The sequence below is a fragment of the Pseudoalteromonas sp. T1lg24 genome (assembly GCF_002964745.1).
In the GTDB taxonomy this organism is placed as follows: Bacteria; Pseudomonadota; Gammaproteobacteria; order Enterobacterales; family Alteromonadaceae; genus Pseudoalteromonas; species Pseudoalteromonas spongiae.
The window spans coordinates 1,222,923-1,249,844 of sequence record NZ_PQCB01000033.1 but is presented as its reverse complement, the minus strand read 5'-3'; the positions used below and the strand labels follow the sequence as shown (position 1 = coordinate 1,249,844).

The 26,922-nt window shown below is 41.7% G+C and carries 27 protein-coding genes; 16 read left to right on the top strand and 11 right to left on the bottom strand.

Annotation, left to right across the window (positions count from 1 at the left end; genetic code table 11):
• Positions 1–136 precede the first annotated feature (136 nt).
• The 5 genes from C2M30_RS17835 (at position 137) to C2M30_RS17820 (ending at position 6,950) form a co-directional block, all read left to right on the top strand.
• Entirely contained in the window at positions 137–3,169 is a 3,033-nt protein-coding gene (locus C2M30_RS17835; RefSeq protein WP_105172703.1) for a TonB-dependent receptor, read from the top strand.
• Positions 3,170–3,358: 189 nt separating this feature from the next.
• Complete coding sequence (locus C2M30_RS17830) at positions 3,359–4,897, top strand: tryptophan halogenase family protein (RefSeq protein WP_105172702.1); 1,539 nt, start codon at positions 3,359–3,361, stop codon at positions 4,895–4,897.
• Complete coding sequence (locus C2M30_RS21995; RefSeq protein ID WP_267894214.1) at positions 4,888–5,007, top strand: tryptophan 7-halogenase; 120 nt, start codon at positions 4,888–4,890, stop codon at positions 5,005–5,007. The genes C2M30_RS17830 and C2M30_RS21995 overlap by 10 nt, the downstream gene beginning before the upstream one ends.
• Positions 5,008–5,021: 14 nt before the next feature.
• Positions 5,022–6,410, top strand: coding sequence for a tryptophan halogenase family protein (locus C2M30_RS17825; RefSeq protein ID WP_267894213.1), 1,389 nt, complete (start codon positions 5,022–5,024; stop codon positions 6,408–6,410).
• Positions 6,411–6,488: 78 nt separating this feature from the next.
• Entirely contained in the window at positions 6,489–6,950 is a 462-nt protein-coding gene (locus C2M30_RS17820; protein WP_105172701.1) for a SixA phosphatase family protein, read from the top strand.
• A 308-nt stretch (positions 6,951–7,258) separates the two neighbouring features.
• Here C2M30_RS17820 and C2M30_RS17815 read toward each other — a convergent pair whose 3' ends face one another.
• The 4 genes from C2M30_RS17815 to C2M30_RS17800 form a co-directional block, all read right to left on the bottom strand.
• Positions 7,259–7,870, bottom strand: a complete 612-nt coding sequence (locus C2M30_RS17815) for a DsbA family protein (protein ID WP_105172700.1) — start codon at positions 7,868–7,870, stop codon at positions 7,259–7,261.
• An 8-nt stretch (positions 7,871–7,878) separates the two neighbouring features.
• The gene (locus tag C2M30_RS17810) at positions 7,879–8,499 is read right to left on the bottom strand and encodes a hypothetical protein (RefSeq protein WP_105172699.1); all 621 of its coding nucleotides are present in this window, start codon (positions 8,497–8,499) and stop codon (positions 7,879–7,881) included.
• Complete coding sequence (locus C2M30_RS17805; RefSeq protein WP_234004773.1) at positions 8,492–9,049, bottom strand: sigma-70 family RNA polymerase sigma factor; 558 nt, start codon at positions 9,047–9,049, stop codon at positions 8,492–8,494. The genes C2M30_RS17810 and C2M30_RS17805 overlap by 8 nt, the downstream gene beginning before the upstream one ends.
• A gap of 154 nt (positions 9,050–9,203) precedes the next feature.
• Positions 9,204–9,845: an energy transducer TonB gene (locus C2M30_RS17800; RefSeq protein ID WP_234004772.1), complete on the bottom strand. Its 642-nt coding sequence runs from the start codon at positions 9,843–9,845 to the stop codon at positions 9,204–9,206.
• 285 nt (positions 9,846–10,130) lie between these two features.
• Between C2M30_RS17800 and C2M30_RS21555 the strand changes: the two genes are divergently transcribed.
• Positions 10,131–10,271, top strand: a complete 141-nt coding sequence (locus C2M30_RS21555; protein ID WP_158523471.1) for a hypothetical protein — start codon at positions 10,131–10,133, stop codon at positions 10,269–10,271.
• 217 nt (positions 10,272–10,488) lie between these two features.
• Here the strand turns inward: C2M30_RS21555 and C2M30_RS17795 are convergent, their stop codons facing one another.
• The 3 genes from C2M30_RS17795 to C2M30_RS17785 form a co-directional block, all read right to left on the bottom strand.
• Positions 10,489–10,764: a DUF1496 domain-containing protein gene (locus C2M30_RS17795; RefSeq protein WP_105172698.1), complete on the bottom strand. Its 276-nt coding sequence runs from the start codon at positions 10,762–10,764 to the stop codon at positions 10,489–10,491.
• A gap of 202 nt (positions 10,765–10,966) precedes the next feature.
• Entirely contained in the window at positions 10,967–12,715 is a 1,749-nt protein-coding gene (locus C2M30_RS17790; RefSeq protein WP_105172697.1) for an amidohydrolase, read from the bottom strand.
• A gap of 144 nt (positions 12,716–12,859) precedes the next feature.
• The gene (locus C2M30_RS17785) at positions 12,860–13,753 is read right to left on the bottom strand and encodes a LysR family transcriptional regulator (protein ID WP_105172696.1); all 894 of its coding nucleotides are present in this window, start codon (positions 13,751–13,753) and stop codon (positions 12,860–12,862) included.
• Positions 13,754–13,865: 112 nt separating this feature from the next.
• On the opposite strand from C2M30_RS17785, the gene C2M30_RS17780 reads away from it, so the two are divergent.
• The 7 genes from C2M30_RS17780 (at position 13,866) to C2M30_RS17750 (ending at position 18,151) form a co-directional block, all read left to right on the top strand.
• Entirely contained in the window at positions 13,866–14,387 is a 522-nt protein-coding gene (locus tag C2M30_RS17780) for an NADPH-dependent FMN reductase (RefSeq protein ID WP_105172695.1), read from the top strand.
• A 262-nt stretch (positions 14,388–14,649) separates the two neighbouring features.
• Entirely contained in the window at positions 14,650–14,985 is a 336-nt protein-coding gene (locus C2M30_RS17775) for a PadR family transcriptional regulator (protein ID WP_010558865.1), read from the top strand.
• 12 nt (positions 14,986–14,997) lie between these two features.
• A complete protein-coding gene (locus tag C2M30_RS17770) occupies positions 14,998–15,732 on the top strand; it encodes a hypothetical protein (protein WP_105172694.1) in 735 nt (244 codons plus the stop codon).
• Positions 15,733–15,752: 20 nt separating this feature from the next.
• Entirely contained in the window at positions 15,753–16,577 is an 825-nt protein-coding gene (locus tag C2M30_RS17765) for a flagellar motor protein MotB (protein WP_105172693.1), read from the top strand.
• A gap of 8 nt (positions 16,578–16,585) precedes the next feature.
• A complete protein-coding gene (locus tag C2M30_RS17760) occupies positions 16,586–17,374 on the top strand; it encodes a motility protein A (RefSeq protein ID WP_105172692.1) in 789 nt (262 codons plus the stop codon).
• A 53-nt stretch (positions 17,375–17,427) separates the two neighbouring features.
• The gene (gene fos, locus C2M30_RS17755; RefSeq protein ID WP_105172691.1) at positions 17,428–17,826 is read left to right on the top strand and encodes a fosfomycin resistance glutathione transferase; all 399 of its coding nucleotides are present in this window, start codon (positions 17,428–17,430) and stop codon (positions 17,824–17,826) included.
• A gap of 25 nt (positions 17,827–17,851) precedes the next feature.
• Positions 17,852–18,151, top strand: coding sequence for a DUF3088 family protein (locus C2M30_RS17750; protein WP_054980165.1), 300 nt, complete (start codon positions 17,852–17,854; stop codon positions 18,149–18,151).
• Positions 18,152–18,219: 68 nt separating this feature from the next.
• Here C2M30_RS17750 and C2M30_RS17745 read toward each other — a convergent pair whose 3' ends face one another.
• The 3 genes from C2M30_RS17745 to C2M30_RS17735 all read right to left on the bottom strand — a co-directional run bounded on the left by C2M30_RS17745 (position 18,220) and on the right by C2M30_RS17735 (position 21,171).
• Positions 18,220–18,570 (bottom strand): VOC family protein, encoded by a 351-nt coding sequence (locus C2M30_RS17745; protein WP_105172690.1) that lies wholly within the window; start codon positions 18,568–18,570, stop codon positions 18,220–18,222.
• Positions 18,571–18,701: 131 nt separating this feature from the next.
• On the bottom strand, positions 18,702–20,060 hold the full coding sequence (locus C2M30_RS17740; RefSeq protein ID WP_105172689.1) for a Na+/H+ antiporter NhaC family protein: 1,359 nt from the start codon (positions 20,058–20,060) through the stop codon (positions 18,702–18,704).
• A gap of 67 nt (positions 20,061–20,127) precedes the next feature.
• Positions 20,128–21,171, bottom strand: coding sequence for a PLP-dependent cysteine synthase family protein (locus C2M30_RS17735; protein ID WP_105172688.1), 1,044 nt, complete (start codon positions 21,169–21,171; stop codon positions 20,128–20,130).
• 132 nt (positions 21,172–21,303) lie between these two features.
• Here C2M30_RS17735 and C2M30_RS17730 point away from each other — a divergent pair, with 132 nt between their 5' ends.
• On the top strand, positions 21,304–21,867 hold the full coding sequence (locus tag C2M30_RS17730; protein ID WP_010558856.1) for a DUF4136 domain-containing protein: 564 nt from the start codon (positions 21,304–21,306) through the stop codon (positions 21,865–21,867).
• 75 nt (positions 21,868–21,942) lie between these two features.
• On the opposite strand, the gene C2M30_RS17725 is transcribed toward C2M30_RS17730, so the two are convergent.
• Positions 21,943–22,233, bottom strand: coding sequence for a YkgJ family cysteine cluster protein (locus tag C2M30_RS17725; RefSeq protein ID WP_105172687.1), 291 nt, complete (start codon positions 22,231–22,233; stop codon positions 21,943–21,945).
• A 237-nt stretch (positions 22,234–22,470) separates the two neighbouring features.
• On the opposite strand from C2M30_RS17725, the gene C2M30_RS17720 reads away from it, so the two are divergent.
• A complete protein-coding gene (locus C2M30_RS17720) occupies positions 22,471–23,670 on the top strand; it encodes an efflux RND transporter periplasmic adaptor subunit (protein ID WP_105172686.1) in 1,200 nt (399 codons plus the stop codon).
• Between the two features lie 3 nt (positions 23,671–23,673).
• Positions 23,674–26,832, top strand: a complete 3,159-nt coding sequence (locus C2M30_RS17715) for an efflux RND transporter permease subunit (protein ID WP_105172685.1) — start codon at positions 23,674–23,676, stop codon at positions 26,830–26,832.
• The last annotated feature ends 90 nt before the right edge of the window (positions 26,833–26,922 follow it).

The window sequence follows — 26,922 nt, the reverse complement described above, 5'->3', positions numbered from 1 at the left end:
CTGTCGAAGTTACGACCCTTTTATTATTTTTTTGACAAGCAATGACAACGCTGTCAAAAGATTAAACAAGTAATCACAACAATAAGGTTTCTCGGAATTATTTTCTGATAGAACTAAACACTAATAGGGGAAAACTGTGTCCAACAGAACATTTAAACGAAGCGTATTGTCTTCAACCATAGCGGTAGCTCTCTCTGCCGGTTTCGCACAAAACGTTATCGCTGAAGAAAAATCATCGGCAGACGCCGAAATGGAAGTTATTCAGGTAAAAGGTATTCGCGCCAGTACAGTTAAAGCAATTAACGTAAAGCGTTTTGCACCTTCACAGGTTGATGGCATTGCATCAGAAGATATTGGTAAGTTACCCGACGTAACAATTTCAGACTCACTACAACGCATCACTGGTGTACAGGTTGAGCGTACAGCAGGTGAAGGTGGCCCGGTGCAAATCCGTGGTCTACCTCAAGTAGATAGTACACTTAATGGCGAAGTATTTTTAAGTGCGACAACCATTGACTCATCCGGCGCGGACTTTGGTGACTTACCAGCGCAGCTTTTCTCAGGCGTTGATGTTTATAAAACCAGTGAATCTAAGCGTTCTGCTGCGGGTATTTCAGGCTCTATTGATTTAAAAACGCGTCGCCCATTTGATATGAGCGAAGGCTGGACAACTAACGTTAGCGCCGATGTGACACAAGGCTCTATTAGTGATGAAGCCGATCCAAATATTAACGGTCTTGTAAGCTACAACGCTGATAAATGGGGTGTTTTGTTCTCTGCGGTAACACAAGAAGCAACCCTTGCGACCGATTACAATGGTTATTTTGATACCTCTGAAAATGGCGGCATCGGTGCGGCAAATAACAACTTCACATGGGGTCAAAACCCTCAAGGTAACGACATTCGTCACGTTGTACCGCAAGGTTTTGCTGCATTTAACAAACAAGAAAAACGTGAACGTCAAGGCTATCAATTTGCTTTTCAAACTGATTTAAGTGAAGGCTTTGAACTCGTATTTGAAGCGTTTTATACCGATCAAGAGCGTTTTAACGAGCGTCAAGGTTTATCACAAAACAACCGTTGGTACTCATTTAACGATTATGCATTCCCAACTGATTCTGGTTGGACAGGCGATACGTTTACAGATAAAGATGGTAATCCATGGGGTGCAGTAAATGACTTCTATTTAAAGCCATGGCGTTTACAAACATTCACTCAGGTTAACAATAACTACGAAACATCTACCAACTTAAACCTAGAACTAAACTTTAATAATGGTGGTCCACTTTCAGGTCAAGTACGTGCAACGCGTGCTAAAGCCGATGCAAGCATGCGTCACGGCTATGGCGAAGGCGACTTATTAAGCATCGACCAAGGCACTTTAGTTACGGGTCCAGGTCAATTCGCTCCATCTGAATACTGTTCAGGTCAAGATGCTGTTGGTGACCAAGGCGGCTGTTACGCGCAATTTTCACCAGGCGGTATTGAAGACGATTCATTCTTACTTCGTTATGACGCACGTGGCGAATCTCCAGTATTTAGTGGTTTTGACCAAATGGTTAACGGTGGTCAGGGCTTAATGAGCATTGCTGATTATATGGGCAGCTTAGATTCATATCATATTGGTGCATTCTCATCAGAAGGTAACACAGACGATGAAGGTGAAATCAATACATTCAGCACGAAATGGAATTATCAATTTGACGATATGCCTTTCGTAACAAGTGTTGATTTTGGTGTACGCTATATGGAACGTAAAGTGGATCACGACCAGTTCACATACACATCAGAATTTGGTGATGGCTGTGATATCGCCCAATGGAAGGCGGTTGACCAATACCACACAGAAAAAACGTGTACCGGAAACAAAGCTGCTGGTGAATTTCTAACAGAAGATGTGGGTGATTTAACTGCAGGTACTTGGGTGCCGTATACATTACTTAATCCAACTCGCCTTGATACGCATACAACAGTTAGCCAAATTTCTAATTTCGGTAGCGTGAAAGGCATTCCGACAATGTGGGCAATTGATCCATCTAACTTCCGTGACCCACGCCAGTTCCATTTAGATACATTTGGTAATGTACAGCGTACTGAAAACGCGGGGGCATCATATGATGTTAAACTGAATGAATTTAGCTACTTTGCACAGGCTAACTTTGAGTGGGAAATGATCCGCGGTAACTTTGGTATGAAGGTTGTTGAAACCGACCTTTATGTTAAACAAAACCTTGCAGGCTCCAACTTACCTCACTCAGGCTTAGGCCCAGATATTGGTGATGTAGTAACAGAGCGCAGCTACACAGACTACCTACCATCATTAAACGTTACCGCGGATGTTACAGAAGATGTAATTGTACGCGGTGCATACGCTAAAAATATGCAATCACTTGATCTTGCTAGTTGGGGCGGTGGTAAAACAGTTGGTAAAGCTATTGATGGCTCATGTAACTGTCTACGTGTAAAAAATGGAACCTTAACAGGTAACCCAGCACTTAACCCATGGCGTTCAGATAACTACTCGCTTTCAGCTGAGTGGTATAACGGCGATGCGTCAATGATGTTCTTATCACTTTACCGCATCGAAATTGAAAGCTTTACAGAAAGCGGGACAGTTGAAATTGATGAGCCAGATGATGATGGTATCAGCCGTGGACCTTGGCCTTTCAGTACACAAGTACAAGGTAAAGGTGGTGATGTTACTGGTTTAGAAGTAGGTATTCGCGCAGCAATGAGCGACTACACAGATATAGCCATTCTTAATAACTTCGGTATCGATGCTAACTACACATACAGTGATAGCAAACAAGAGAAGAAAGATGTATTTGGCAACGACTTACCATTTGTTGGCATGTCAAAAGACACCTACAACTTTGTACTTTGGTATGAGCAAGAAGAGTTTTCAACGCGCTTAGCATGGAACTCACGTAGCCCGCGCTTAATCACTCAAGGTTCAGATGCTGTTGGCAGGCAATCACTTTACCAAGATACGTATTCACAACTTGATTTCAGTGCAACCTACCACGCAACTGATTATCTAGATATTTACTTACACGGTTCGAACATTACTGAAGAAGTTCAACAAACTTACCTTGAATTCTCTTCACAAAAAGCGTTCCGTAACGAGTATGAATCGCGTTGGACCCTTGGTGTTAGGGCAACATTTTAATCCTTAGAATTATTAGGATTTAGGTTGAATTAACACTTTCTGCCCAAGACTGCCGTCATTTGGCGGCAGTCTTTTCTTTTGGTTTCATCACGATACAATGCAAATACCCATTTGATTAACTAATTGCCTATTTACTTAATCAAGTTACTTAATCAAATTGGTATTGAAGTATAAGCACGAGTGTGAACCATGACAGAAGCAACAAAAACAATAAATTCCATCGTCATCGTTGGCGGCGGCACATCTGGCTGGATGACAGCTGCAGCCCTTGCTAATCACGCCCCGCTAAAACACTGTAAAATAACCCTAATCGAATCAAGTAAACTTGGCACCATAGGTGTCGGTGAAGCCACCATTCCAACTTTGCGCCGCTTTTACCAAAAGTTAGGGTTGAGTGATGTTGAAGTATTAAAAGCCACAAAAGGCAGCTGCAAACTTGGCATTGAATTTCAAGGCTGGGCAGGTGAAAACTCCCGCTTTATTCACCCGTTTGGCATTTACGGGCAAAATACGCCGACTACCCCATTTCATCATTATTGGTTACGCGCAGAGCATACAGGTGCACACAGCGATTTAACTGATTACTCACTTGGCGTGCAAATGGCAAAGCATAACAAATTTGTGCCACCCAAAATAAAACCACAAAACCAGTTAGAAATTTTTGATTGGGCACTGCATTTTGACGCCAGCCTGTTTGCAAAACTGATGTTTGATTATTCAACCAATAAAGGCGTTACACATATTGATAACACCATTTGTAGCATTGAAAATCATCCTGATGGCAGCATCAATCAATTACATTTTGAAGATGGCTCAAGCATCGCTGCGGATTTATTTATCGATTGTTCTGGTTTTAAGGCGCTGTTAATTGGTGAAAACCAAGCTGTTGAATATGAAAATTGGAGCCATTGGCTATTAAATGACAGCGCTATTGCAGTGCAAACAAGCGCAACGGCTGAGCCCATCACCCGTACCCTCGCTATCGCGAAAAAAGGCGGCTGGCAATGGCGTATTCCACTTCAGCATCGCGTTGGCAATGGCTACGTTTACAGCAGCAAATACCTTTCCCATGAAGAAGCAGAGCAAAGTTTGCTTGCATCAATCGATGGCGACATTTTACAGCCAGCGCGCAAGTTTAGTTTTACCCCAGGAAGGCGTAAAACAGCGTGGCATAACAACTGTGTCGCCATTGGTTTAAGCTCTGGCTTTTTAGAGCCATTAGAAAGCACCAGCATTGCACTGGTTGAAACGGCAATCGAAAAACTCTTACTTACTTTCACGAGCAATCAATACTCAGCGCAAGATGTCGCTAAATTTAATGATGTGAATGCACAAGAATATGAGCGCGTGCGCGACTTTATTATTTTGCACTATAAGTTAAACGGCCGCAGCGACAGCCCCATGTGGCAGTATTACCGCGATATGGCAATTCCGGCAACACTTGAAGAGAAAATGCTGACCTTTGCTAGAACCGGTGAGTTAAAACGCCTGCCTTGGGAAATGTTTGGCCCTGATAGTTGGCTGGCTATTTACCACGGTTTAAATTTTTTACCCGAAAACTACCAAGCAAGCGCCGATAATATGCCGCTCAATTACTTAAATGAACATTTATCCAAAATGCGCGAAATGGTTTCAAGCCAAGTAAACAATGCACCTACCCACAGCGAATTTTTAGAACAATACTGTGGCTATCAACCAATCAAGCAACAGGAAGCGGTATGCAGTTAACACACAATCCCATTGAAAAGTTTGTTATTGTCGGTGGTGGCACCGCAGGCTGGCTCGCCGCCGCAACGCTTGGCAATATTTTTAAAGACAGCAACACCCAAGTAGGCTGATTGAATCAGACGAAGTGAATATTATTGGTGTTGGCGAAGCCACGATTCCACCGCTCATTGATACGCTTGAAAGCTTAGGCATCGATTTGGTTGAATTTATAAAAGCCACTCAAGCCAGTTTTAAATGGGGAATTCAGTTTGAAAACTGGTATCAAGAATCACACCGCTATTTTCACCCCTTTGGGGAAGTTGGCCAAAAAATTGATGGTCACGAGTTTTTCCAATGTTGGCTAAAACAAAAAGCTGAAGGCGATACCACACCACTAATGGCCTATTCGCCAGAAGCGGTATTATCTGAAAAAAATCGCTTTTTTGTACCGCACCAAGCGATGAATACGCCGCTTGCAGGCGCCCGCTTTGCACTGCACCTTGATGCTGTGCTGGCAGGGCAATATTTACGCAAATTCTCAGAAAATATTGGCGTAAAACGCACTGTCGGCCACGTCGAATCAATCAACAAAACCCTTGACGGCAATATTGCCTCTGTCACATTAAAATCAGGCGAGACAATTAACGGCGATTTCTTTATTGATTGTACAGGCTTTAAGGGCTTATTGATTGGTAATGCACTCAATACCGAATACCAAGATTGGTCGGAGCATTTACCTTGTAATCGCGCGGTTGCCGTGCAAACTAAACTTACGGGTGATACCAAACCGTATACTATTTCACGCGGGCAAAAAGCGGGGTGGAGTTGGCATATTCCGCTGCAACACCGTACTGGTAACGGCTATGTATTTTGCGATAAATACATCACCGATGAAGAAGCGATTCAAACTTTGCTCGAAAATGTTGACGGCGAGCCGCTAACCGAACCAAGAGTGATCCCCTTTGTTACCGGTGTGCGCGATAAAGTATGGAATAAAAACTGCCTATCACTTGGTTTGGCACAGGGGTTTTTAGAGCCGCTAGAATCTACAGCAATTCATTTAGTCTCTAAATCGCTGGCTTTGTTTGTACGTATGTTTCCGACTAAAACAGCAAACCCAGTACTACAAAATGAATTTAACCGCCGCATTATTGGCGATTACGAAGAAATTCGTGACTTTTTAGTGCTGCACTACTGCACCACAAAACGTGACGACTCGGCGTTTTGGCGCGATTGGCAACAAAAGCAAATTCCAGCAAGTTTAGCCACACGCATCGAATTTTTTAAACAAAGCGGTGGCCTAATTCCCGGTGTCGAAGAACTATTCCAACCCACCAGCTGGTATGCGGTGTTCGATGGTATGGGAGTAGTGCCTAATGGTTACAACCCAACCTTAGATGCGCTTAACAGCGAAATGCTTGCAAAAAGCCTAGCGGCTGGCAGAAATGCCCTTGAAAAATGCGCTGAAGCGCAGCCCAGCCACGATGATTTTTTACAAAAGTACTGTCCTGCCAATGAGGCGATTTTTAACTAAATCGCCCTTTGCTTTTGCACAAAGCTCAGTTAAAGTGAGAGAAATTGTTTCACGTATGTTGTAAAGGGCTTAGTTATCATGCGTTTATTGGCTTTTATTGTAGGACTATTTTTTTCTCAAGCGGTGTTTGCAACACCTGACACCCTCTTTTTGCTGCGCCACGCAGAAAAGCGTGATGGTATTAATCCAAACTTGTCTGAGGCGGGTAAAGCCCGTGCAGAGCACCTGGTTAGCATGTTAAAAGACAAAAAAATTAAGCACATTTTTAGCACTAATTACAACCGTACCTTAGAAACCGTAAAACCGCTTAGTCAAAAATTAGGCATTGTAGTTACCCATTATAATCCGCGTCAGTTAACCGCCTTGGTTAAACAGCTAAAAACATTAAAAGGCAATACCGTAATTGTGGGGCACAGCAACACCACACCACAACTTGTAAAGTTATTAACCGATCACGATGTCACTATTAATGAAGATCAGTTTGATAAGCTGTTTGTGGTTAAAAATGGCACGTTAAGCCAGCTTAGTTCTAACAATTAAACCATAGCTTTAAGGTGCCCCCTTTGATTATAAATACGGGTAACTCATTATTGAAAGCCCGTATTATTTAGCTTAATACCAATTCTGTTAAGTATGTGATCAGGGATAGCGCTGGATAAATGAAATGGTAACAAGGCGGAATTTTTCTTATGTAGTTGTTCTACATTGATAAATTCTAACGCAGTTAGCATGATATTTAGCCCGCTAGGATGATCAGCTATTTAAGTGAATTGGTATAATAATACAAACGCACATTGTTAGCTCTTTACGCTATTACAACCACCAACACACCGCGCAAATACCGCCAATTATTGAAACATACGGTTAAATCGCTGTGCTAATTCACTAAATGTGCAAAAGCCAAGGGCCAATGGGTAAACTTGATTATGTCCATCAAGGTAAAACAAGGCAGGAAAACCGGTTACGTTTAACTGCTGTGTAATAGCAAGATGTTGTGTCAGCGTTTTTTGCGTTTGCTCAGAATTAAGAGCATGAACAAACTCATCTTTATTTAATCCAATTGTAGCGGCACATTCAATTAACGTGTTTTCTAACGATGGGTTTTGCGCCTTTTGGTAATACGCTGTTTGAATTGCATTGACCATTTTTTTGGCCCCATTTTCCAGTGAATCATTTGCCACAATCACCGCACGACACGCTAAATAGGTTGAGCGATACGGCGTATTGCAGTGCCAATAATCATGATTAAATGTCACCTGTGTTTTCGCTTCAATTTGCTGCCAATAGGCGGCAATTGTCGTGCGCATTTGCTCGCTCATGGGCTGGTTGTTATCAGGGGCAAGTCCGCCCATAACCCATTCAACATTTATATCTGAATGTGTATTAAAAAACGCTTCCAGTTCAGGTTTAAACCCGTAACACCAAGCACACATTGGATCCATTACATAAATAAAACGCATATTTTGCCTTAACTACACACACTGGCTTTACCTGCTTTACGCAGCGCATAAGGACCACCCTGCTCATCTAATACCAACGCTAACCACTGACCCGTGTGCGTAGTATCAAATAAATTCGAAGACGCCATTAATTCAGCAACAACCTCGCGTTTTATTTTTATTAAAGTCGAACCATCACAGCTCTCTAAATGCCAATCTAGTTGCGTATTAAGCACCTTAACGGTCATTATATTTGTATTATCTAATGCGTTGTTAAAATGTCGATTTAAGTTCGCTATTTGCGCATTACGGTCATTTTCTAACGCATTTTTTTGAGTCGTAATAAACCAACTTAGTGTTTCTGATTGACGTTCTACTACAGCCACTTGATAGTAATTCGCTTCATTGATCTGGCTATATTGAGGCGTAGCCTCACGCTGCACTTGGTTAAACACAACAAATCCGAGCATCGTTAACGCAGCAATGCTCATGGCAAATTGAAGACGGTAAAAAAGTTTAGATTTTGGTTTTATTGTCGACTGGGCAATAATGTTATCGCTAAATTCACGCCTCTGCTGTACGCTTGAGTGCAGTTGTTGTTTGCGCTTTTCATAGAGCGAATCAATTAGTTCGTCTGCTTTATTACTCATCTGCGTACCCTTTCAAGATATTGCGTAAATTTTGTTTTGCGTAGCGTAGTCGTGATTTAATTGTCTCAAACTCGCACCCTGTAATATGTGCAATTTCATCAACCGAAAACCCTTCTTTTTGTAGAATAAACGCTTCTCGTTGGTAAAAGTTGAGCGCGTTAAGCGCACTATCAAGCACCGCCAACATGTCATCGCCGCTCACGTCTTGTGATTGGCCGCATACTAACTGCACATCATCTAGCTGAGTGAGTTTATTTTGGCTGCGAAATTCATCAATCAGTAAACGCCTGGCAATCATAAACAACCAAGATTTAAACGAAACTGATGTTTTAAATAGCGCTTTTTTTTCAATCACTTTAAGCCATGTTTTTTGACTAATATCTTGTGCAAGCACTTGATCTGACTGACTTACCAGAAAGTGATATAAATCGTCATAATAAGCATCTACCAATTGATTTAAATACCGCTTTTTCCCTGAATCACGGTACCGCACCATGATTTCCTCTGCGCTGAGGTCTGCACTAAGCCAAGTAGTCAAAGTTAACAACATCTATAACGACTCCTTTTGCTCGTTGATCCAACTTTTGCGTAGGCGCTGTGTTAGAGGTTAAGCGTATTTATGAAAAATACGCTCGTAAGGTTTTTTAAAACAACACAATAAGTCTTTTACATTTGCAAAAACAACCCCTAAACATAACAGCACTTTATTCTTGCGCTAATTTAAATTCAAGCAACACTGACTGGTTTGTCTGAATATGTGCCACCCCGTTATCAATAGAAGGTTTATACTTCCAGCGTTTCAACGCCTTTAGTGCAGCTGTATTAAAAACACGTTTAGGTTCAGCAGCAGTCACTTGCGCATCGATAACACGGCCGGTTTTATCAATACTAAACGTCAACTCTACCCAGCCCTCAATGCCATCGCGAGCTGCGCCTACAGGATACTTGGGTGGCACACGCACAATTGGGCTTGCCTGCCCACTTTGCGACATAAGGCTAGGCCCACTGCTTGGCATACTACCAATAGACACATTTAAGTTGGGTGCAAATGTTAACGGAACATTGCTCGACACATTTGCTGGCGCTTCCATAACACGTTTTGGAGGCTCCGTTAATTTGGGTGGTGGTTGAATTTTAGTTTTCTGCTTAACCTCTGAAATTTCGCGCGCTTGGTATAAAGCAATATCAATAATTGGCTTGGGCGCATCAACAATGCGATTTGGCGATTTAATTAAAAACTGCATAAACGCGAACAAACTAAATGTCACAGCCAACGCAGCAATAAAGCAAAGTGCTAGTTTTAGTATCGGCGTTTGTGTCTCGAAAGTATCAAGTTGCAATAACATAGGCTTTCCCTTTTTTAATTGAGTTACCTATAAAACGCAGCGCCATATAAAAAGGGGTAAAATTTTTTTAATAATTTTGAGTTTAAACCTCAACCTTTCAAATTATAAAACTTTATCAACGCATTACGCCCCGTTTTGGTCCAATAAATTCAATAAAAACTTCGCTTACTTAAGTTAACGCCCATTTCTTTTCTAAAACTTTTTAAACCTTTTTAAGCCCTGCTACGACTTATTAAATAACCAAAGCGATAAATGCTTTACTTAACACACAATAGGAATAGCGATATGAACACTTCAAATGCGTTTGATTTATTATTTACGGCAGGTTTAACTACATTTGTTGTTGCAAGCCTGATTACTGCGGGCATGACATTAGCACTGGTAACAGGAACATTAATTGGCGCAAGCTACCTCGTGTTTAAATAATTTAACACATAGCTTAAACACATAAGGGGTTATTTATGGCACTAAACTCTCTAAATTAAAAAAGCACTTAGCTTGGCGCAAAGTGCTTTTTTATTGTGCCTGGTTTACCTTAAATTCGATTGTTAACGTGTTTACACGCATTACTCGAATCAACTCTTATCGTTTTCTTAACACCCAATAAATATTAAACTAATAAGTGCTAAAAAGGTGCACGCATTTATTTATCGGCTTGCTTAATTGCCAATGAGTATTTTGAGTCTGCTTTTACAATTTCCACCCACGCTAATTTTTTAGTGTCTGACGGCTTATCGTAGGTATACACGCAGCGTAATACTTTCTCATTTTCACTTTTAAGCACCGCACCTTGCGAGTATTTATGTTGTTTATCGTCGTAGCAAAACTGTGTATTTTCATCTTGCTTTTTTACTTCTGCGCTTATGGTAAATGATGTAAAAGCAGTAAAAATGGCCAGCACGGCTAATATTTTTGTCATTGGAATGTTTCCTTACATTGATTAATTTTTTTAAAAATAGTGTGTTACCGTATTTTATCTTTCAACTGAAATAAGTCTTATTTCACTATGCCATAAGTGAGTCATCGTACTCGTAACCCGCCTTAAACATTATGAGCACGGTTGATTATTGAGCGAATAATTTTAGATTCAACCGTGTTACATAACCTATAAATAGCGAGTTTTACTCGCTACGACGATAAACGGTGTCACCGCGGCTAATGGTTTCAATCACCTGTAAATCTTTTAACGTTTCAGGTGCTACTTTAAGCGGGTTTTTGTTCAAAATGATTAAGTCGGCCTGTTTGCCCTCTTTTAAACTACCTTTACTGTGTTCTTCAAAGTGCTGATAGGCAGGCCAAAGCGTCATTGATTTTAAACCTGTGTAGGCATCTACACGCTGATCGGGTCCAAGCACTTTATTTGTGCGCGTAGTGCGATTTACTGTGGCATCCAATACTCTAAAAGAGCTTGGCAGTGCGACAGGCGCATCATGGTGGCTACTAAAAACCATTCCCGCATCGAGTATAGCGTTAGTCGGCGAAATAAAATCAGCGCGCGGAAGACCTAACACCGAGTCGCGATGCCAATCGCCCCAATAAAAGGTATGCATTGGGAATAGCGCTGGGAAAATACCTGCATCTTTTAATCGTGCTACTTGATCTTGTCGTATTGTTTGGCCATGAATTAATACCGGGCGACGGTCTTTTTTGCCAAGTTTGCTGTTAGCTTTTTCTACAGCAGTAATAAATTGTTCAATTGCCGCATCACCATTGGCGTGGGTCAATACTTGCCAATCATTTTTAAAAGCTGTTTCGACATAGTTGTAGGCAGTTTCATCTTTAAATGTTGGGTAGCCAACATACTCATTATTTTGCCCATGAGGTGGATGAAAATAGGGTTGTGTTAACCACGCTGTTTTGCCTTGTGGTGAACCATCAAAATTTAACTTAACACCACCTATGCGAAAATGATTTGTGTACGTTGGCGCATTGTATAACGAAGTCATAAAGTCACTGCTCGTTACCATATCGGCATATGCAACAACATCTATTAGCAGTTGCCCTTTGGTTGATGCGCGTTTGAGCGCCTCGTAACCTTCGGTAGTCGCGCGCCCTTCTTGTGCCGTAGTATAGCCAAATTTCGCATACATTTTTTGCGAGGCTTCAAGCATCACATCTTGTAAATCTTGGTCTATCAATTGATTTAAGCTGAATAACACCGCAAAGTGCGCGTTCTCTTCGAGCACGCCATTTGGCTCTTTGCTACCTTCAATACGGCGAATAACACCGCCCTCTGGGTTAGGTGACTCTGCGTTAATTCCGCTTAGTTCGAGCGCCTTACTATTTGCCACACTTAAATGGCCCGAAGTATGCACAATCAACACCGGCTTGTCGGTACTTACCTTGTCCAGGTCCTCTTTAGTAGGATAGCGGTCAAGTTCTGCATCGTCATAACCAAAGCCTAAAATCCAACCTGTTTTCTCGATAAATAAGCGTTGCGTTTGCTCTTGGTCAGCCGCTTTTAATATCTCAATAATGCTGTCTACTGTATTTGCTTTTCCATCAGGCGGCGGTAAAACATTGGCCACCACGGCTTGAAGCCCTACACCATAAACATGGCTATGCGGGTCAACAAACCCCGGTAACAGTGCTTTACCTTTTAAATCAATCAGTGCAGTTTTACCAAACTTATGCGCCATAGCACTTTGTTTATCACCGACAAAAATGATTTTTTCGCCAAGGGTTGCGATTGCTTCTGCGTATTGAGGCGTATCACCTTCCATAGTTAATATGTCACCACCAAAGTAAATTCTATCGGCTGCTGTTACTGCAAGCGGTTTTGAAACTGCCTCACTTTGTGTTGGTTTTTCTGAAAAACAGCCTGTAAGTGTAAGCCCAACAGCGCCTGCTATCATCCAATGCCATTTCATAACGTACTCTCCTTTACTTAAGTTTATGAACTCGCTTTATCAATTCGCACTCACTAAAACCAGTAAACCGCATCTCATTCAAAAAGGGAACAAATTATTTAAGCGATTGTTATTTCAGATCAAAAATTAGTGGCTGTCGGTCTCTCAAGTTAGCTTTTCTTGTAGTAGCTCAACAAACTTTCTAACTTTTGGCGATAAATGCTTACGACTCGGATATACCGCATACACATGAACTTCCGTCGTTGGAAAATCGGTAAACAGTACTTCAATATCGTCATTCTGCAACGCCTCAGCTAAGAAAAATTCGGGCAGGCGCACAATACCATGGCCGTCTAACGCCATAGCCAATTCCATATGGCCGTTATTACTGCGAATACGTTCTTTAACAGGCACCGTAAACTCGCTGCCATTTTTATCGATAAAGTCCCATTTATCGGCCTTCTTTAAATTGCTATAACAAATGCAGTGATGATTGGACAGCTCACGCGGGTGATGAGGTTTACCATACCGCTCAATGTATTTTTTACTGATTACCGTATAAGTTGGGTAACTGGTTAAACGTTTACAAATTAATGTAGAATCATCCAGCGCGGGCGTTGCGCGAATAGCTAGGTCGTAACCTTCATTAATTAAATCGACTTTTTCGTCACTGATATTCCACTCTAAACTGACATTGGGATAAAGCGATAAATATTCCGACAATGCAGGCTGTAACAACCCTTTACTCAAACCAAGCGGACAGCTCACTTTTAAACTGCCTTTCGGTTTTTCATCACTTGGTGAGATCGATTGCAATGCCTGCTCAGTATCATTCACCAGCTGCTCGCAGTGATTAAAAAACACTTGCCCCTCAGGCGTAAGTGAAATAGAGCGTGTGGTTCGATTTAATAAGCGCACGCCTACACGCTCTTCTAACTTACTGATTACTTTACTAACATGGGAGTTTGAGTGATTCATCGCCTCAGCAGCTGCACCAAAACCACCCAGTTTTACCACTTGCACAAAAATGGGAATACCATCAAATATATTATTAGCCATATGGAAACAGTATTTTAATTTTATAAGTATTAATATCGTAAAGGAATTAATATAACCTTATATTCAACAAGTCAAGGTAACTACTTAATTAGAATTCGTGTCGGAGAGCATTATGAAATTATTAGCATTCGCAGCAACAAACAATAGCCAGTCAATTAACAAGCAACTAGTACAATACGCATCATCATTAGTAGATGCAGAAGTTGAGATTTTAGATTTAAACGACTTTGAAATGCCAATTTACAGCCAAGATCGTGAACAACAAGGTGGCATTCCAGAGCAAGCACAAACCTTTTACAAAAAAATTGGCGACGCAGATGCCGTTGTAATTTCATTTGCTGAGCATAACGGCTCTTACACAGCGGCGTATAAAAACCTATTCGATTGGACATCACGCATTAATATGAAAGTGTACCAAGATAAGCCAGTTGTATTAATGGCATCATCACCAGGCCCTGGCGGCGCACAAAGTGTATTAGGCGCAGCAGCAGGCTCAGCAGGTTTCTTTGCGATGGACGTTAAAGGTAGTTTTTCACTACCAAGCTTTTTCGATAACTTTGATGTAGAAAAAGGTCAAATTACCAATGATGAACTTGCAGATGAACTTGCAACTGTTATGGCGCAGCTTGGTTAATTAAAACGTAACATTTACGTTTTATTGTGAGGTTAAAACACCCTCCCCTTCAACAGGTGCATTGCACCTGTTTTTTTATGCTGAGCGTTTGATACTCTGAAGTAATTTTTCAACTTCTAACCCAAACTCACGTTACTTTTAAAACCACGCTTTTAGCTTGCCTGCCATTTTTTACTACAAAATAGTAAAAACCATTTGCATCTTTCAGTTTAAAAAACTATTTTGTAGTAAATTAAGCCTTGATAGTGTCCATAGGTGGTTAGTGGGTAAAAGTGATAAATTTTTAGGTGAGTTTGAACAAATGGTTTTACTCGCCTTATTACAACTAAAAGAGAACGCTTATGGCGCGGCTATTCGTCAACTTTTAGACCAACAAATTAAACGCACTGTTGCTCTGGGTGCACTTTACGCCACCCTTGAACGGCTTGAAAAAAAGGGCCTAGTGTCATCAAAACTAGGAGAAGCAACGCCTGAGCGTGGCGGCCGCCCAAAGCGTTTTTTTAAAGTAACGAATGATGGATTAAAAGCGTTACAGCGGGCAAAAGATGCTATGGATACCCTTTGGCAGCACGTGCCAAATCAGCCCTTTGAAGTATAAACGGTGAACACCATGGCTAAAAACAATGTAAATCCACCTAAGCTCGCTGCTTGGCTAATTGCGCGCTTTACACCAAAACACCATCAAAATGCCCTATTAGGCGACTTGTACGAAGAATATTCTCTACTGCAAACGCAAAACCCATCAATGGCAAATTGCTGGTTTTGGCATCAAACCTATCTTTCAGCTCAAACGGCATTTCATCGCCTAGTTACTAACGCGAATGTTATTAAAGGCGTTATTTTTAGTATCGGACTTAGCATTTTTACAATTATTGCCCTCTTGGTAATGTGGTTAAGTAGCATGGATAACGTTGATGGCTTTAGTGACGGTTTTTGGCACTCACTGTTAAATGGCAATATCCACCTCGCTTTACTCGAAGGGGCATTTTGGTCAGGCACACCTGAATATGTGATGAAAAGTGTCGATGATGGCATTTGGTCGTTTATAAAACTGTTTATTGATGTTCCGGCTGTGATGATGGCGACAGCATCCCTCTTTGCTATTCGTTATTTAAGTAAAACCGCATCAATGCGACTACTTTGCATCGCGTCTTTATTAATGGTGTGTGTGCCCTACTTGTACGGTATGTATTTACTTAGCAATCACGATTACGCGGCAACGCAAACTGGCCCTGTACTGGCTTGTATGTTGCTCAATGTGTTCTATTTAGTGCTGCCAAGCTGTTATTTTATTGCGAAACGCTTACACGTCGAACACAACAAAGTGTGGCAATCCAACAGTTAAATAACGCAAGAAGTATCGTCATGGAAAACCACGAATTTGTAGATGAAAAAGCCAAAGGTGCGCCTAATTGGATGACGACGTTTGCTGATTTAATGTCGCTTCTGATGTGCTTTTTTGTATTGCTGTTATCTTATTCAGTGATGGATGTCGAAAAGTTTAAACACATTGCGGGCTCAATGAAAAAAGCCTTTGGTGTGCAATCAGAAGTAATGTTAGAAGATATACCTAAAGGCACATCTGTTATCGCTACCGAGTTTTCGCCTGGAAAACCAGAACCCACACCAATAAAATCTGTGCAACAGCTTACAACTGAAAATGAACAACGTGACTTACAAACGCAAAAAGCTGAAAGTGATGTAGCTAAAATCAATCTAAAGTTAAAAGAAACCTTAGAGCACTTACTTAAAAGCGAAATTGACAACGAACTAATTGAACTTGAAATGCTTGGGCAGCAACTGATTATTCGATTAAACGAGCGCGGCAGTTTTCCGTCTGGTTCAAGCTTTTTGCAACCGCGATTCAAACCCATTTTAACGACGATAGCTGAGCAACTCGTGCGTATTCCGGGGCAAATTTCCGTATCTGGCCACAGTGATGACTTGCACGTGAGTAATGAACTGCATGCCAATAACTGGGAGTTATCATCAAAGCGAGCGAATGCCGTGCTACAAACCTTACTTGGCTCAAGTCATCTTAACAGTAACCGCTTGCATATAGCGGCTTACGCCGATACCAAGCCTTTGCTGCCCAACACATCGCAACAAAATAGAGCTAAAAATCGCCGCGTTGAAATTGCAATTTCGCAAGGAAGCGCAGTCGAACTTCAACCTTCTCAGTCTTTTTAGGAAAACCCATGGATTCAGCAAGTGGCTTTGGCCTTTCAATCATCATTTTAGCATTGATTTTTGGCATTTTTGCCAGCGGCGCAGCACCAGAGGCATACGCAAATCTATCGTCTATTTGCATTGTACTTGGCGGCACCTTAGGTGCGGTAATGCTAAGTTATCGCTTATCTAAATTTATTGCAGCGATAAAACACATTAAATGGGTATTTTCTAAAACCACGCCCGATCTCTTCAACACCATGGATGAACTCGTTGAATTAGCTGAAATTGCCCGTAAAAGTGGCTTTTTAGGGTTAGAAGAAAAACCGATAAACGACCCGTTTATGGCTAAAGCAATTAACTTACTGGTCGATGGTCATAACCCTGAAGCCATTGAATTTACAATGAATCGCGATATTTTGCATACGCGCCAAAATAACAACGATGCCATTAAAGTAATGAACAGTTTTACCGAACTTGCACCTGCTATGGGCATGATAGGGACATTGATTGGCTTAGTTGCGATGCTAATTGCAATGGACGACCCAAAAACCATTGGGCCGCAAATGTCAGTCGCGTTATTAACGACCCTTTATGGCGCATTGATTGCCAATGGCATCACAGGTCCTTTCGCTAATAAACTGGGCGAGCGCGCAGAAGAGATAAAGCATCATATGTGTTTAGTGCGTGATGGTGTGATGCATATTGCCAAAGGGGATAACCCAACAACCATGATGAATTTGTTAGCTGGCTACTTAGGTGAAGATTTAACATCTAATGCAAGCTTTGTTGATGAAAAAACTAGCGCCAGCCAATAATCATTTTGTTATAGTAAATCGCTGATAACAGAACCAATTATAGGTTGGCCAAAATGATTTTAGGCTTAAATCATATCACTATTGCGGTGAGCGATTTAGCTCGCTCCCTTGAATTTTACATCGATGTACTCGGTTTCAAAGGGCATGTGAAATGGCAACGCGGCGCATACTTATCTGTAGGCGATTTATGGTTTTGCCTAAGTGTTGATACACCTTCAACCCGAACTGACTATTCGCACATTGCATTTGATATTGCTAAAGCGGACTTTGATAGCTTCAGAACGCAGATAGCTGAGCACAATATTCCCCTTTGGAAGAATAATAAAAGTGAAAGCGACTCGCTTTACTTTTTAGACCCCGATGGTCACCAATTAGAAGTGCATGTCGGCTCGTTGAAAACACGCCTACAAGCACTTGAACTCAGCCCTTACGATAACCTTGAATGGTTATAAACGTTCAGATTTAACGGAGTAAACATTGAAACCAATTTTATTTATTTTAACTATGCCATTTGAAGATGGACCCGGAAAAATGTGGGTATGTTCTCATTGCGCGATGATAGAAGGTGCACTACAGTTTAATCCGCATTGGCAAGAACACCTGGATATTCGCCGCATTGATTTTGCTAAACCAAGACAGCAAGTGGTTGAATTACTTGGCGAAGAAAATCAGTGGTTGCCAGTGCTTATTCTAGAAAATAAGCGCACCATCACCGACCCAGTAGCTATTATCAACCATCTAGCGAGCGAGTTCGGTGGCGCTGCGGCGCATCCATAAATAAGATACAAAAACGAGGCACACTTTATTTGATTTAAGTATGCCTCGTTATTTATAGAGTTAGTGTGTTATTTATCGCTCCACACAGCAAATTCGTTGCCACAAGGATCGCTAAAGTGAAAACGTTTTCCACCTGGAAACTCAAACGTTTCCACTACAATTTTACCGCCAGCTGCGGTAATTTTGTCTTGAGTTTCAGCCAAATTTGCACTGTAAAACACCACTAATGCTGAGCCTTTAGCTACCGTCATAGCGTTGTCACTTAAATAAAAGCCACCATCAATACCGGCATTATTAAACGCGGTATATTCAGGCCCGTAGTCGGTAAACTCAAAGGCAAAAACCGCATTAAAAAAGGCTTTTACCTGTGATAAGTCGCTGGCTGGAAACTCAAGATAATTTATTTTTTCGTGTTGCATACGGCCTCCGTGTCTTCGCTAAAAATACTAAATAACCTGAACTTGGCTTCATACGTTAACTACCAATTTGTCATAGATAGATTTTTTGGTTTAAACCTTCTAGCTTGATAATTTGTTATGCCAAATCCAGATCAAATTATAAAACTGCCTACCACAACGTACAGTAATAAACTGATTGCAGCAATCACCAAACAATACGGTAACTGGGTTTTCACGTGCTCAATATGATCGCACCCACTGGCGATAGACGCCACTATAGTCGAATCTGAAATTGGTGAAGCATGATCACCAAATACCCCGCCGCCCAAAACGGCTGCTAATAAAAACGCCGGCTCAATGCCTGTTTGTAAAGCAATAGGTAGGGCAATTGGGAATAAAATGGCAAAGGTTCCCCACGAAGTGCCCGTAGCAAATGCCATAATACCTGCAGTAATAAACAGTAACGGTGCAATCCAAAGCATTGATACTTCAGAGCTCATAAGGCCGCTAACATAAGTGCCTGTGCCAAAGGCTTTTACCGCATCGCCAAAGGCAAACGACAACACTAACACCGCAACCGCTGGCACTAAGTTTTTAATACCTTTCAGGCTGTGCGATAACAGATGTTTAATTGAGAACACCTTATCAAGTAACAACATCAACACAAGTACAAGGTAACTCGTCACCACAGCCCAAAGCACCGAGAACGAGCCACTGCCGCGGCGTAAGTCTCCGTCACCTGTGTAATAGAGTAAACCCAAGGTAATAAAAATAATACCAAGCATCGGAATAACAAGGTATCGCGCTTTGCCAATCGTATCATTTTGTTCAAATTTTGATTCGACCTTGCTGCTGGCTGTTTTTAAAGGGCCAAACACGCGTCCGCTTAACGCCGTGTAATACACCACACAAATAACGATAATCGGATAAAAGTTATAACCTATGGTGCTAATCAAAACGCCCACTTCATCCGATAAATTATATCCATCAAGCAAGCCTAAAATGTATGCGCCCCAGCCATTAATCAACAATAAAATACTAATTGGCGAACAGGTAGAATCGAGAATAAAAGCAAGACGCGCACGCGATAATTTGTATTTATCAAAAATACTTTGGGACGCAAGACCCGCGGTAAACATACTCAAATTAGTATCGGTAAAAATGGACGACCCGATCAAAGTCGGAACCATCGCGGCTTTTCTATCGTTATCAACCCAATGCTTTTTATTCAGCGCATTAATAAAGCCAGCCACACCACCACTGGCATTTACCAGCGCAAGCACCGCACCAATCAATAAACTAAATATAATAATGCGTTGGTTATAGGTGGATGTTGCGACATCAATCACGCCTGTAGTCATCGCGCTGACACTTGTTAATGGCGCAAAATTTGATGACATAAAGTATGTAAGTACTAACCCAACTACTAGAGCTTGAATTGCACTTTTGCGCCAAATGGCAACTAATATAGCCACAATCGGCGGGATAATGGTATAAATTGAATCGTTCATTATTATTCTCAGCACGCAATAAGCGGCTTATTTTGAACAGTTAAAAACATAATTGCAAAAAAATGCACTAAACCAAGGTACTGAGCCAATTTTGATAGTTAGTATCTATCGGAATATGCCCTTGTTGCCAATCGTTATCGTAATAGGTGTTTAAATAACGCTCGCCACTATCACAAATCAAACTTACGATAGAGCCCGACAGCCCTGCTTGATGCATTTGTTTTGCTAGGTGTAACATGCCAACAAGATTAGTGCCTGTTGAAGGGCCAACTTTTCGACCGAGCAACTTGGTTAGCCACATCATCGCTGCAATACTTTGTCCGTCAGGCACTTTTAACATATCGTCAATCACACCAGGTACAAATGAGGGCTCTACTCGCGGGCGACCAATGCCTTCAATGCGACTACCCGTTTGATTTGTCAGCGTGTTATCACCATTTTTATAAAAGTCATAAAATACCGAGTTATCTGGATCTACTACCAACAACTGTGTATCAACACCTTGATAGCGCACGTAACGACCAATTGTTGCCGATGTACCGCCGGTACCTGGACTCATCACTATCCAGCGTGGAATAGGGTTTGGCTCTTTAGCCATTTGTGAAAAAATACTCTCAGCAATATTATTATTACCACGCCAATCGGTTGCCCGCTCAGCATAGGTAAATTGGTCCATATAATGGCCACCAAGCTCATCTGCTAAACGTTGTGATTCGGCATAAATCTGTGTGGTATTTTCAACTAAATGGCATTTTCCACCATAAAACTCAATTTGCTTTATTTTCTCTTTCGCAGTGGTTTTTGCCATAACTGCAATAAAAGGTAAACCTAGTAATTTTGCGAAATATGCCTCAGAAACCGCCGTTGAACCGCTTGAAGATTCAATAATCGGTGTATTTTCATTGATCCAACCATTGCTAAGCGCATATAAAAACAATGAGCGTGCTAAACGATGCTTTAGTGAGCCTGTTGGATGCGTGCTTTCATCTTTTAAATAAAACTCAATATGAGGAAATGCCGTTAAATTAAATGGAATTAAATGGGTATCCGCTGAGCGGGTATAATCGGCGGCAATTTTAGCAAATGCCTGTTTTGTCCAATTGTTATTCATTTTATCCCTATTCATTGTCTATTAAGATAAAAACTGTAGTCTTACCATTAGCATAGAGATTACAGTTCCTAAAATCTATGTTATCTTTCTTAAACAAAACACAACTTCGTTAGCTGGCCAAGGAGCTTGATTATGAAAAACCTACTAATCGCATGTGGCGTGTTACTGTTAGCTGCCTGTGCAAAAACCCCTGATTGGGACTATGACCGCACAGCAAATTTTGCAAACTATAAAACATTTGCCTTTGTTGATAACGCCGATCTTGCTAAAAACACCACTAATTACCAAATTAGCCCGCTAATGGAACAACGTGTGCGTGCAGCAGTTGCACGAGAATTAAAAGCGAAAGGCTTTACCCAAACATCAACCGACTCAGCTGACGTACTGATTAACTACCACGCATCAGTTGAAAAGAAAATTAGTACCGACACCATTTCATACAATACCGGTATGGGTTACCCGTACAGCGCGCGCTGGGGTTACTGGGGTGTAGGAATGGAAACCCATACATCAACTCGCGAATATGAAGTAGGAACGCTGGTATTAGATGTTATTGATCGCAATGAAAAAGCCCTTGTTTGGCGCGGCGCAAAAGGCGGTAAGTTAACTAAAAATCAATCGCCAGAACAGCGTACAAAAGCAGCTAACGAGCTGATCGCCGAAATTCTATCAAACTTCCCACCTGAATTAATGTAGGATAAGCGGACACAAAAAAGCCATCAATGATGGCTTTTTTGTTATTAAGGGCATGTCCAATTAGTGAAAGCGAAATTAGGTTGCACCTTCAAGATAGCTAATAATTTTCATTGCATCGTCATTGGTGTCACCACACACATCATGTGTCGGCTTAAAGTCTAAACAGACTTTAGGGCGGGTTTTATCTCCAAATAATCGACATAAGTTATTTTCGTCCAGTTGCACACAACGCACACCCGCAGGTTTACCCATTGGCATACCCGGTATTGATGATGAAATACTTGGCGCGATGCAGCACGCACCACATCCTAATCGACACTCCACGTTTAAAACCCCTTTTGTTTCTCGGCTCGCATTATAAAACATTCTGCTTAGGCTTGCGATAGCGTCACTTCAAGTGCCAACGGCCTGATAAAGTGTAACAAAACATGTTTTTAGGTTATCTTTAGATAACATTTAGAAACTAGGTATTTCATATACTTATAAGCGTATTAAAAATCATTATCAAAAATCACACATAGTTTGTTACATCTAGCTCATCTTCGTAAACATTCTCTTCTCTATAGTAACGTCGTCATCAATAGAAAAATGTAGGGATTTACAATGGCGAGCAAATTAAAACTCACCGGGATCACCCTAGCTGTTTTGCTAGGGTCAGTTGGCGTTGCAGCAGGTTTAGGTGCAATGAAAAAGCCACCGGAAAAAAAAGAAGAAAAAGATTCAATTCCAGTTGTTGTCGTTGAAGATAACAGTGTTGAAACCATCACACTAAACGTTAATTCTTACGGGCTAGTTAACCCTAAGTATCAAACCTCACTTACTGCGCAAGTAACCGGCCAAGTAACTGAAATTTCAAATGCCTTTGTTAAAGGTGGCTTTGTTAAGCAAGGCGAAGTGATTGCCCGTATCGATCCAAACGATTACGAAGCAGCGCTGACAGAAGCAGAAGCAAGTCTCGCGCAAGCGCGCGCTGCACTTGAATTAGAACGCGCACAAAAACGCGTTGCCGAATCCGAATGGGAACGTATTAAAGAAAGTGCCAAAAACGAATTTGTGCCAACCGAACTTTATTTGCGTAAACCACAACTTGCGGAAAAAGTTGCGCGCTACCGCGCAGCAGAAGCCGGTGTTAAACGTGCAAAACGCAACCTTGAGCGTACCTACATCAAAGCGCCTTACGATGCGATAATTACCGCGCGCTCAGTGGCCCTTGGCTCAGTAGTAAATTCAGGAAGCCCAATCGGCGAATTAAGTAGCACGGATTTTGCCGAAGTGCGCCTGCCTGTTGCGGATAAAGAATTACAATTCTTAATGCAAGGCGGTTTAAACGCTGAGGTTGATCTTGTTACAAATTACCAAGGCAAACTACACCATTGGCAAGCAAAAATTGTACGTAGCGAAGGCCAAGTGGATAACAAAAGCCGAATGTCTTATTTAGTCGCAGAAATTAAAGACCCATATGGTTTAGAATCTAACAATACGCCACTGCGCTATGGTTCTTATGTAAATGCAGCAATTTCAGGCTTATCAATTGAAGGCGTAAGCCGCGTTAAGTCACACCTTGTTAAAGATGGTAAAGTTGCCGTGTTAGAAGACGGCGTGCTGGTATATCGCAGCGTTGAAGTACTGCGTGAAGAGGGCCGTGATCTAATTGTTAAAGGCGACTTAGGCGATAATGAACAAATTATCGCGTCTAATATTAAGCGCCCTAAAGTAGGGATGAAACTTGCCAACGCAGCACTCACAAGCGATATCAAGCCTGCAAAGCCTGTTGCAGAACTTGCGATGAAAAACGAGGACTAAACCATGATTGATACAAATAAAGGTATCATTGCATGGTTTACTCGCAACCCTGTTGCTGCAAACCTGCTAATGATCATTATTTTGGTCGGTGGTTTATTTACCGCTATGACCATTCGCAAACAAATGTTCCCGCAATTTGAAATTAACTGGATGTCAGTTCAAGTTGCCTACCCTGGCGCTGCCGCCCAAGAGGTAGAAGAAGGCATAACCATGAAAATTGAAGAAGCATTAGAGGGAATGCAAGGCATAGAACGCCTTATCACCTACTCTAATCGCGGCTTCTCGCAATCGTGGATCCGAATTGACGAAAGTTACGATGCCAAAGAAGTACTTGATGAAGTTAAGATGCAAATCGACTCCATCTCAACCTTCCCAGATGGTATGGAACGCCCTATTGTTGCAAAAGAAAAGTACCGTCAAGAAGTGATGTTTTTATCACTACATGGCCCGCTTTCGCAACGCGAATTAAAAGATTTAGGCTACAAAATTCATGATGAATTATTAGCATTGCCCGGCATTAATATTGCCGAGTACTATAGTGGCTTAAACTATGAAATTGGCATAGAAATTAGTCCTGATAAACTGCGTGAATACGGCCTAACGTTTAGAGATGTTGCCAATGCTGTGCGTGCATCGTCAGCTAATATGTCGGCTGGTCAAATTCGTGCTGAAAACGGCTACATTTCAATGCGTGTTGAAAATCAAGCTTATCGTGGCAAAGAGTTTGAAAAACTCCCGCTTGTTAGCTTAGCCGATGGCAGCCAGATCTTACTTGGTGACGTTGCAACAGTTAACGATGGCTTTCAAGAAGGCATTCAATTTTCTAAATTTAATGGCGACAACTCACGTACCTTCTTTATCGGTGCGTCAGAAGATCAAGACATCACTAAAGTTGCTGCAACAATTAACACTTACTTAGAAAAGAAAGCAAAAGAGCTACCTGAAGGTGTAACGTTAGAATCATTTGTTGATATGACCTATTACCTTGAAGGTCGTTTAAACATGATGATTGAAAATATGGCATGGGGTGGCTTGTTGGTTATCCTGAGCTTAGCATTATTCCTTCGCATTAAACTGGCGTTTTGGGTAATGATGGGATTACCTGTGTCGTTCTTAGGTGCATTGTTACTTATGCCACTAGGCGGCCTTGATATCACCATTAATATTATGTCGCTATTTGCCTTTATTCTGGTACTCGGCATCGTGGTGGATGACGCCATTGTCATCGGGGAATCAGCGCACAGTGAAATTGAAAAACACGGCCACTCAACCGATAACGTCATTCGTGGCGTAAAACGTGTGGCAGTGCCTGCAACCTTTGGTGTACTCACCACCATTGCGGCATTCTTACCAATGATGCTAGATAGCGGCCCAGAAGCTGCGGTGTCAAAATCCATTGGTGGTGTGATCATTTTATGCTTAATCTTTTCACTGATTGAATCAAAGCTGATTTTGCCTGCCCACTTAGCAAAAATGAAATTAAAGCCACATAACCCTAAAAACCCACTACACCGTATGCGTGAAGGGTTAGATGGTGGTTTAAAACGCTTTATTGATAACAGCTACCGCCCAATGATTGTTAAATTTATTGAGTTCCGCTACCCGGTTATTTTCGCTTTCGTTGGCTTAATGATTATTAGTGGAGGCCTATTTGCAGGTGGCTTTGTTAAATTTGTTGCCAATCCTAAAGTGCCGCACGATTTCGCTAATATCAACATTGAGATGGAACAAGCAACTGCCGAACGCACAACGCTTGATACGGCGTTAAAAATTGAGCAATTGATTTTGAACGAAGACAAGCTGATTGAACAAGAGCACGGTCAAAAAATGATTGAAGCAATCTCAGTGCGCTTAGAAGGCCGTACCAATGCTGAAATTATGGCAAAACTAGTTGACCCAGAACTGCGTCCGATGGATACCTTTGAACTTGCCGATCGCTGGCGTAGTAAGATGCCTGACTTTGCCGCGGTTAAAAACCTAAATATTCGCGACAGCATTGGTGGTAACCAACGTGACGACGGCGATATTAGTTTCCGCCTTGAAGGCAAAGATATGGAAGAGCTGCGTTTAGCTGCCGCAGAGTTAAAAACACATCTAAATACCATTAAAGGTGTGGGTGATGTAAATGATTCAATGCAAACAGCGACCGATGAAGTGCAGTTTGAACTGAAACCTGTTGCCTACAGCTTAGGTTTAACCTTAGCGGATGTTGCGTCTCAAGTAAGCTTTAGTTTTTACGGCTTAGAAGCACAACGTATTTTACGTGACGGTGAAGAAGTACGCGTAATGATCCGCTACCCAGAGCAAGAACGTAATGCAATCAGCCGTATTCACGATGTACGCATTATCACGCCACAAGGTGCTGAGGTACTGCTATCAGAAGTCGCTGAAGTAAAATTGGTTGAAGGTGTAAGCCGCATTCGCCGTGAAAATGCGCGCCGTACAATTAATGTATGGGCCAGCATTGATGCAGAGCAAGTTGAACCGTTTAAAGTCGCAGACGATATTCGTGAAGAGTACATCCCAACATTACTTGAGAAATTCCCAGGCATTAGCACCAATTTAACAGGTCGCGTGCAAGAGGAAATGGACTCAATGATGGAGCAAATTAAGAACTTCATTATCTCATTAATGGTGATTTACAGCTTGCTGGCAATTCCACTGCGCTCTTACTCGCAGCCGCTGTTAATTATGTCGGTTATTCCATTTGGTATCATTGGCGCAATGTTCGGCCATATGGTCCTTGGCATGACCATGAGTGCCCTGTCGATGTTCGGTATTATTGCCGCAGCAGGTGTGGTAGTAAATGACTCGCTGGTTATGGTGGACTTTGTTAACAATGCTCGTAAGCAAGGTGTTGCCATTAAAGATGCGGTGGTTGACGCTGGTTGTAAACGCTTCCGCGCTATCTTACTGACTTCAGCAACCACATTTATTGGTCTTATTCCAATTTTGAGTGAAACCAGCTTACAGGCACAACTTGTGGTGCCAATGGCAGTATCACTCGCATTTGGTGTACTATTCGCAACGGTCATCACTCTAGTTCTGATCCCATGCCAATACGTTGCACTTGAAGATATAAAAGGTCTTTTTAGACGAGACAAAGAGAAAAAGGAAATTTCTCAATCAGACATTGATGACGACGCTACTGTAAAAATCTGATTACTTGTCTAACCAACCAAAGCCCACACCTGTTGTGGGCTTTTTATTTACTAAATACTAATTTTGTTAAACGTATTTTGATCATTCAAC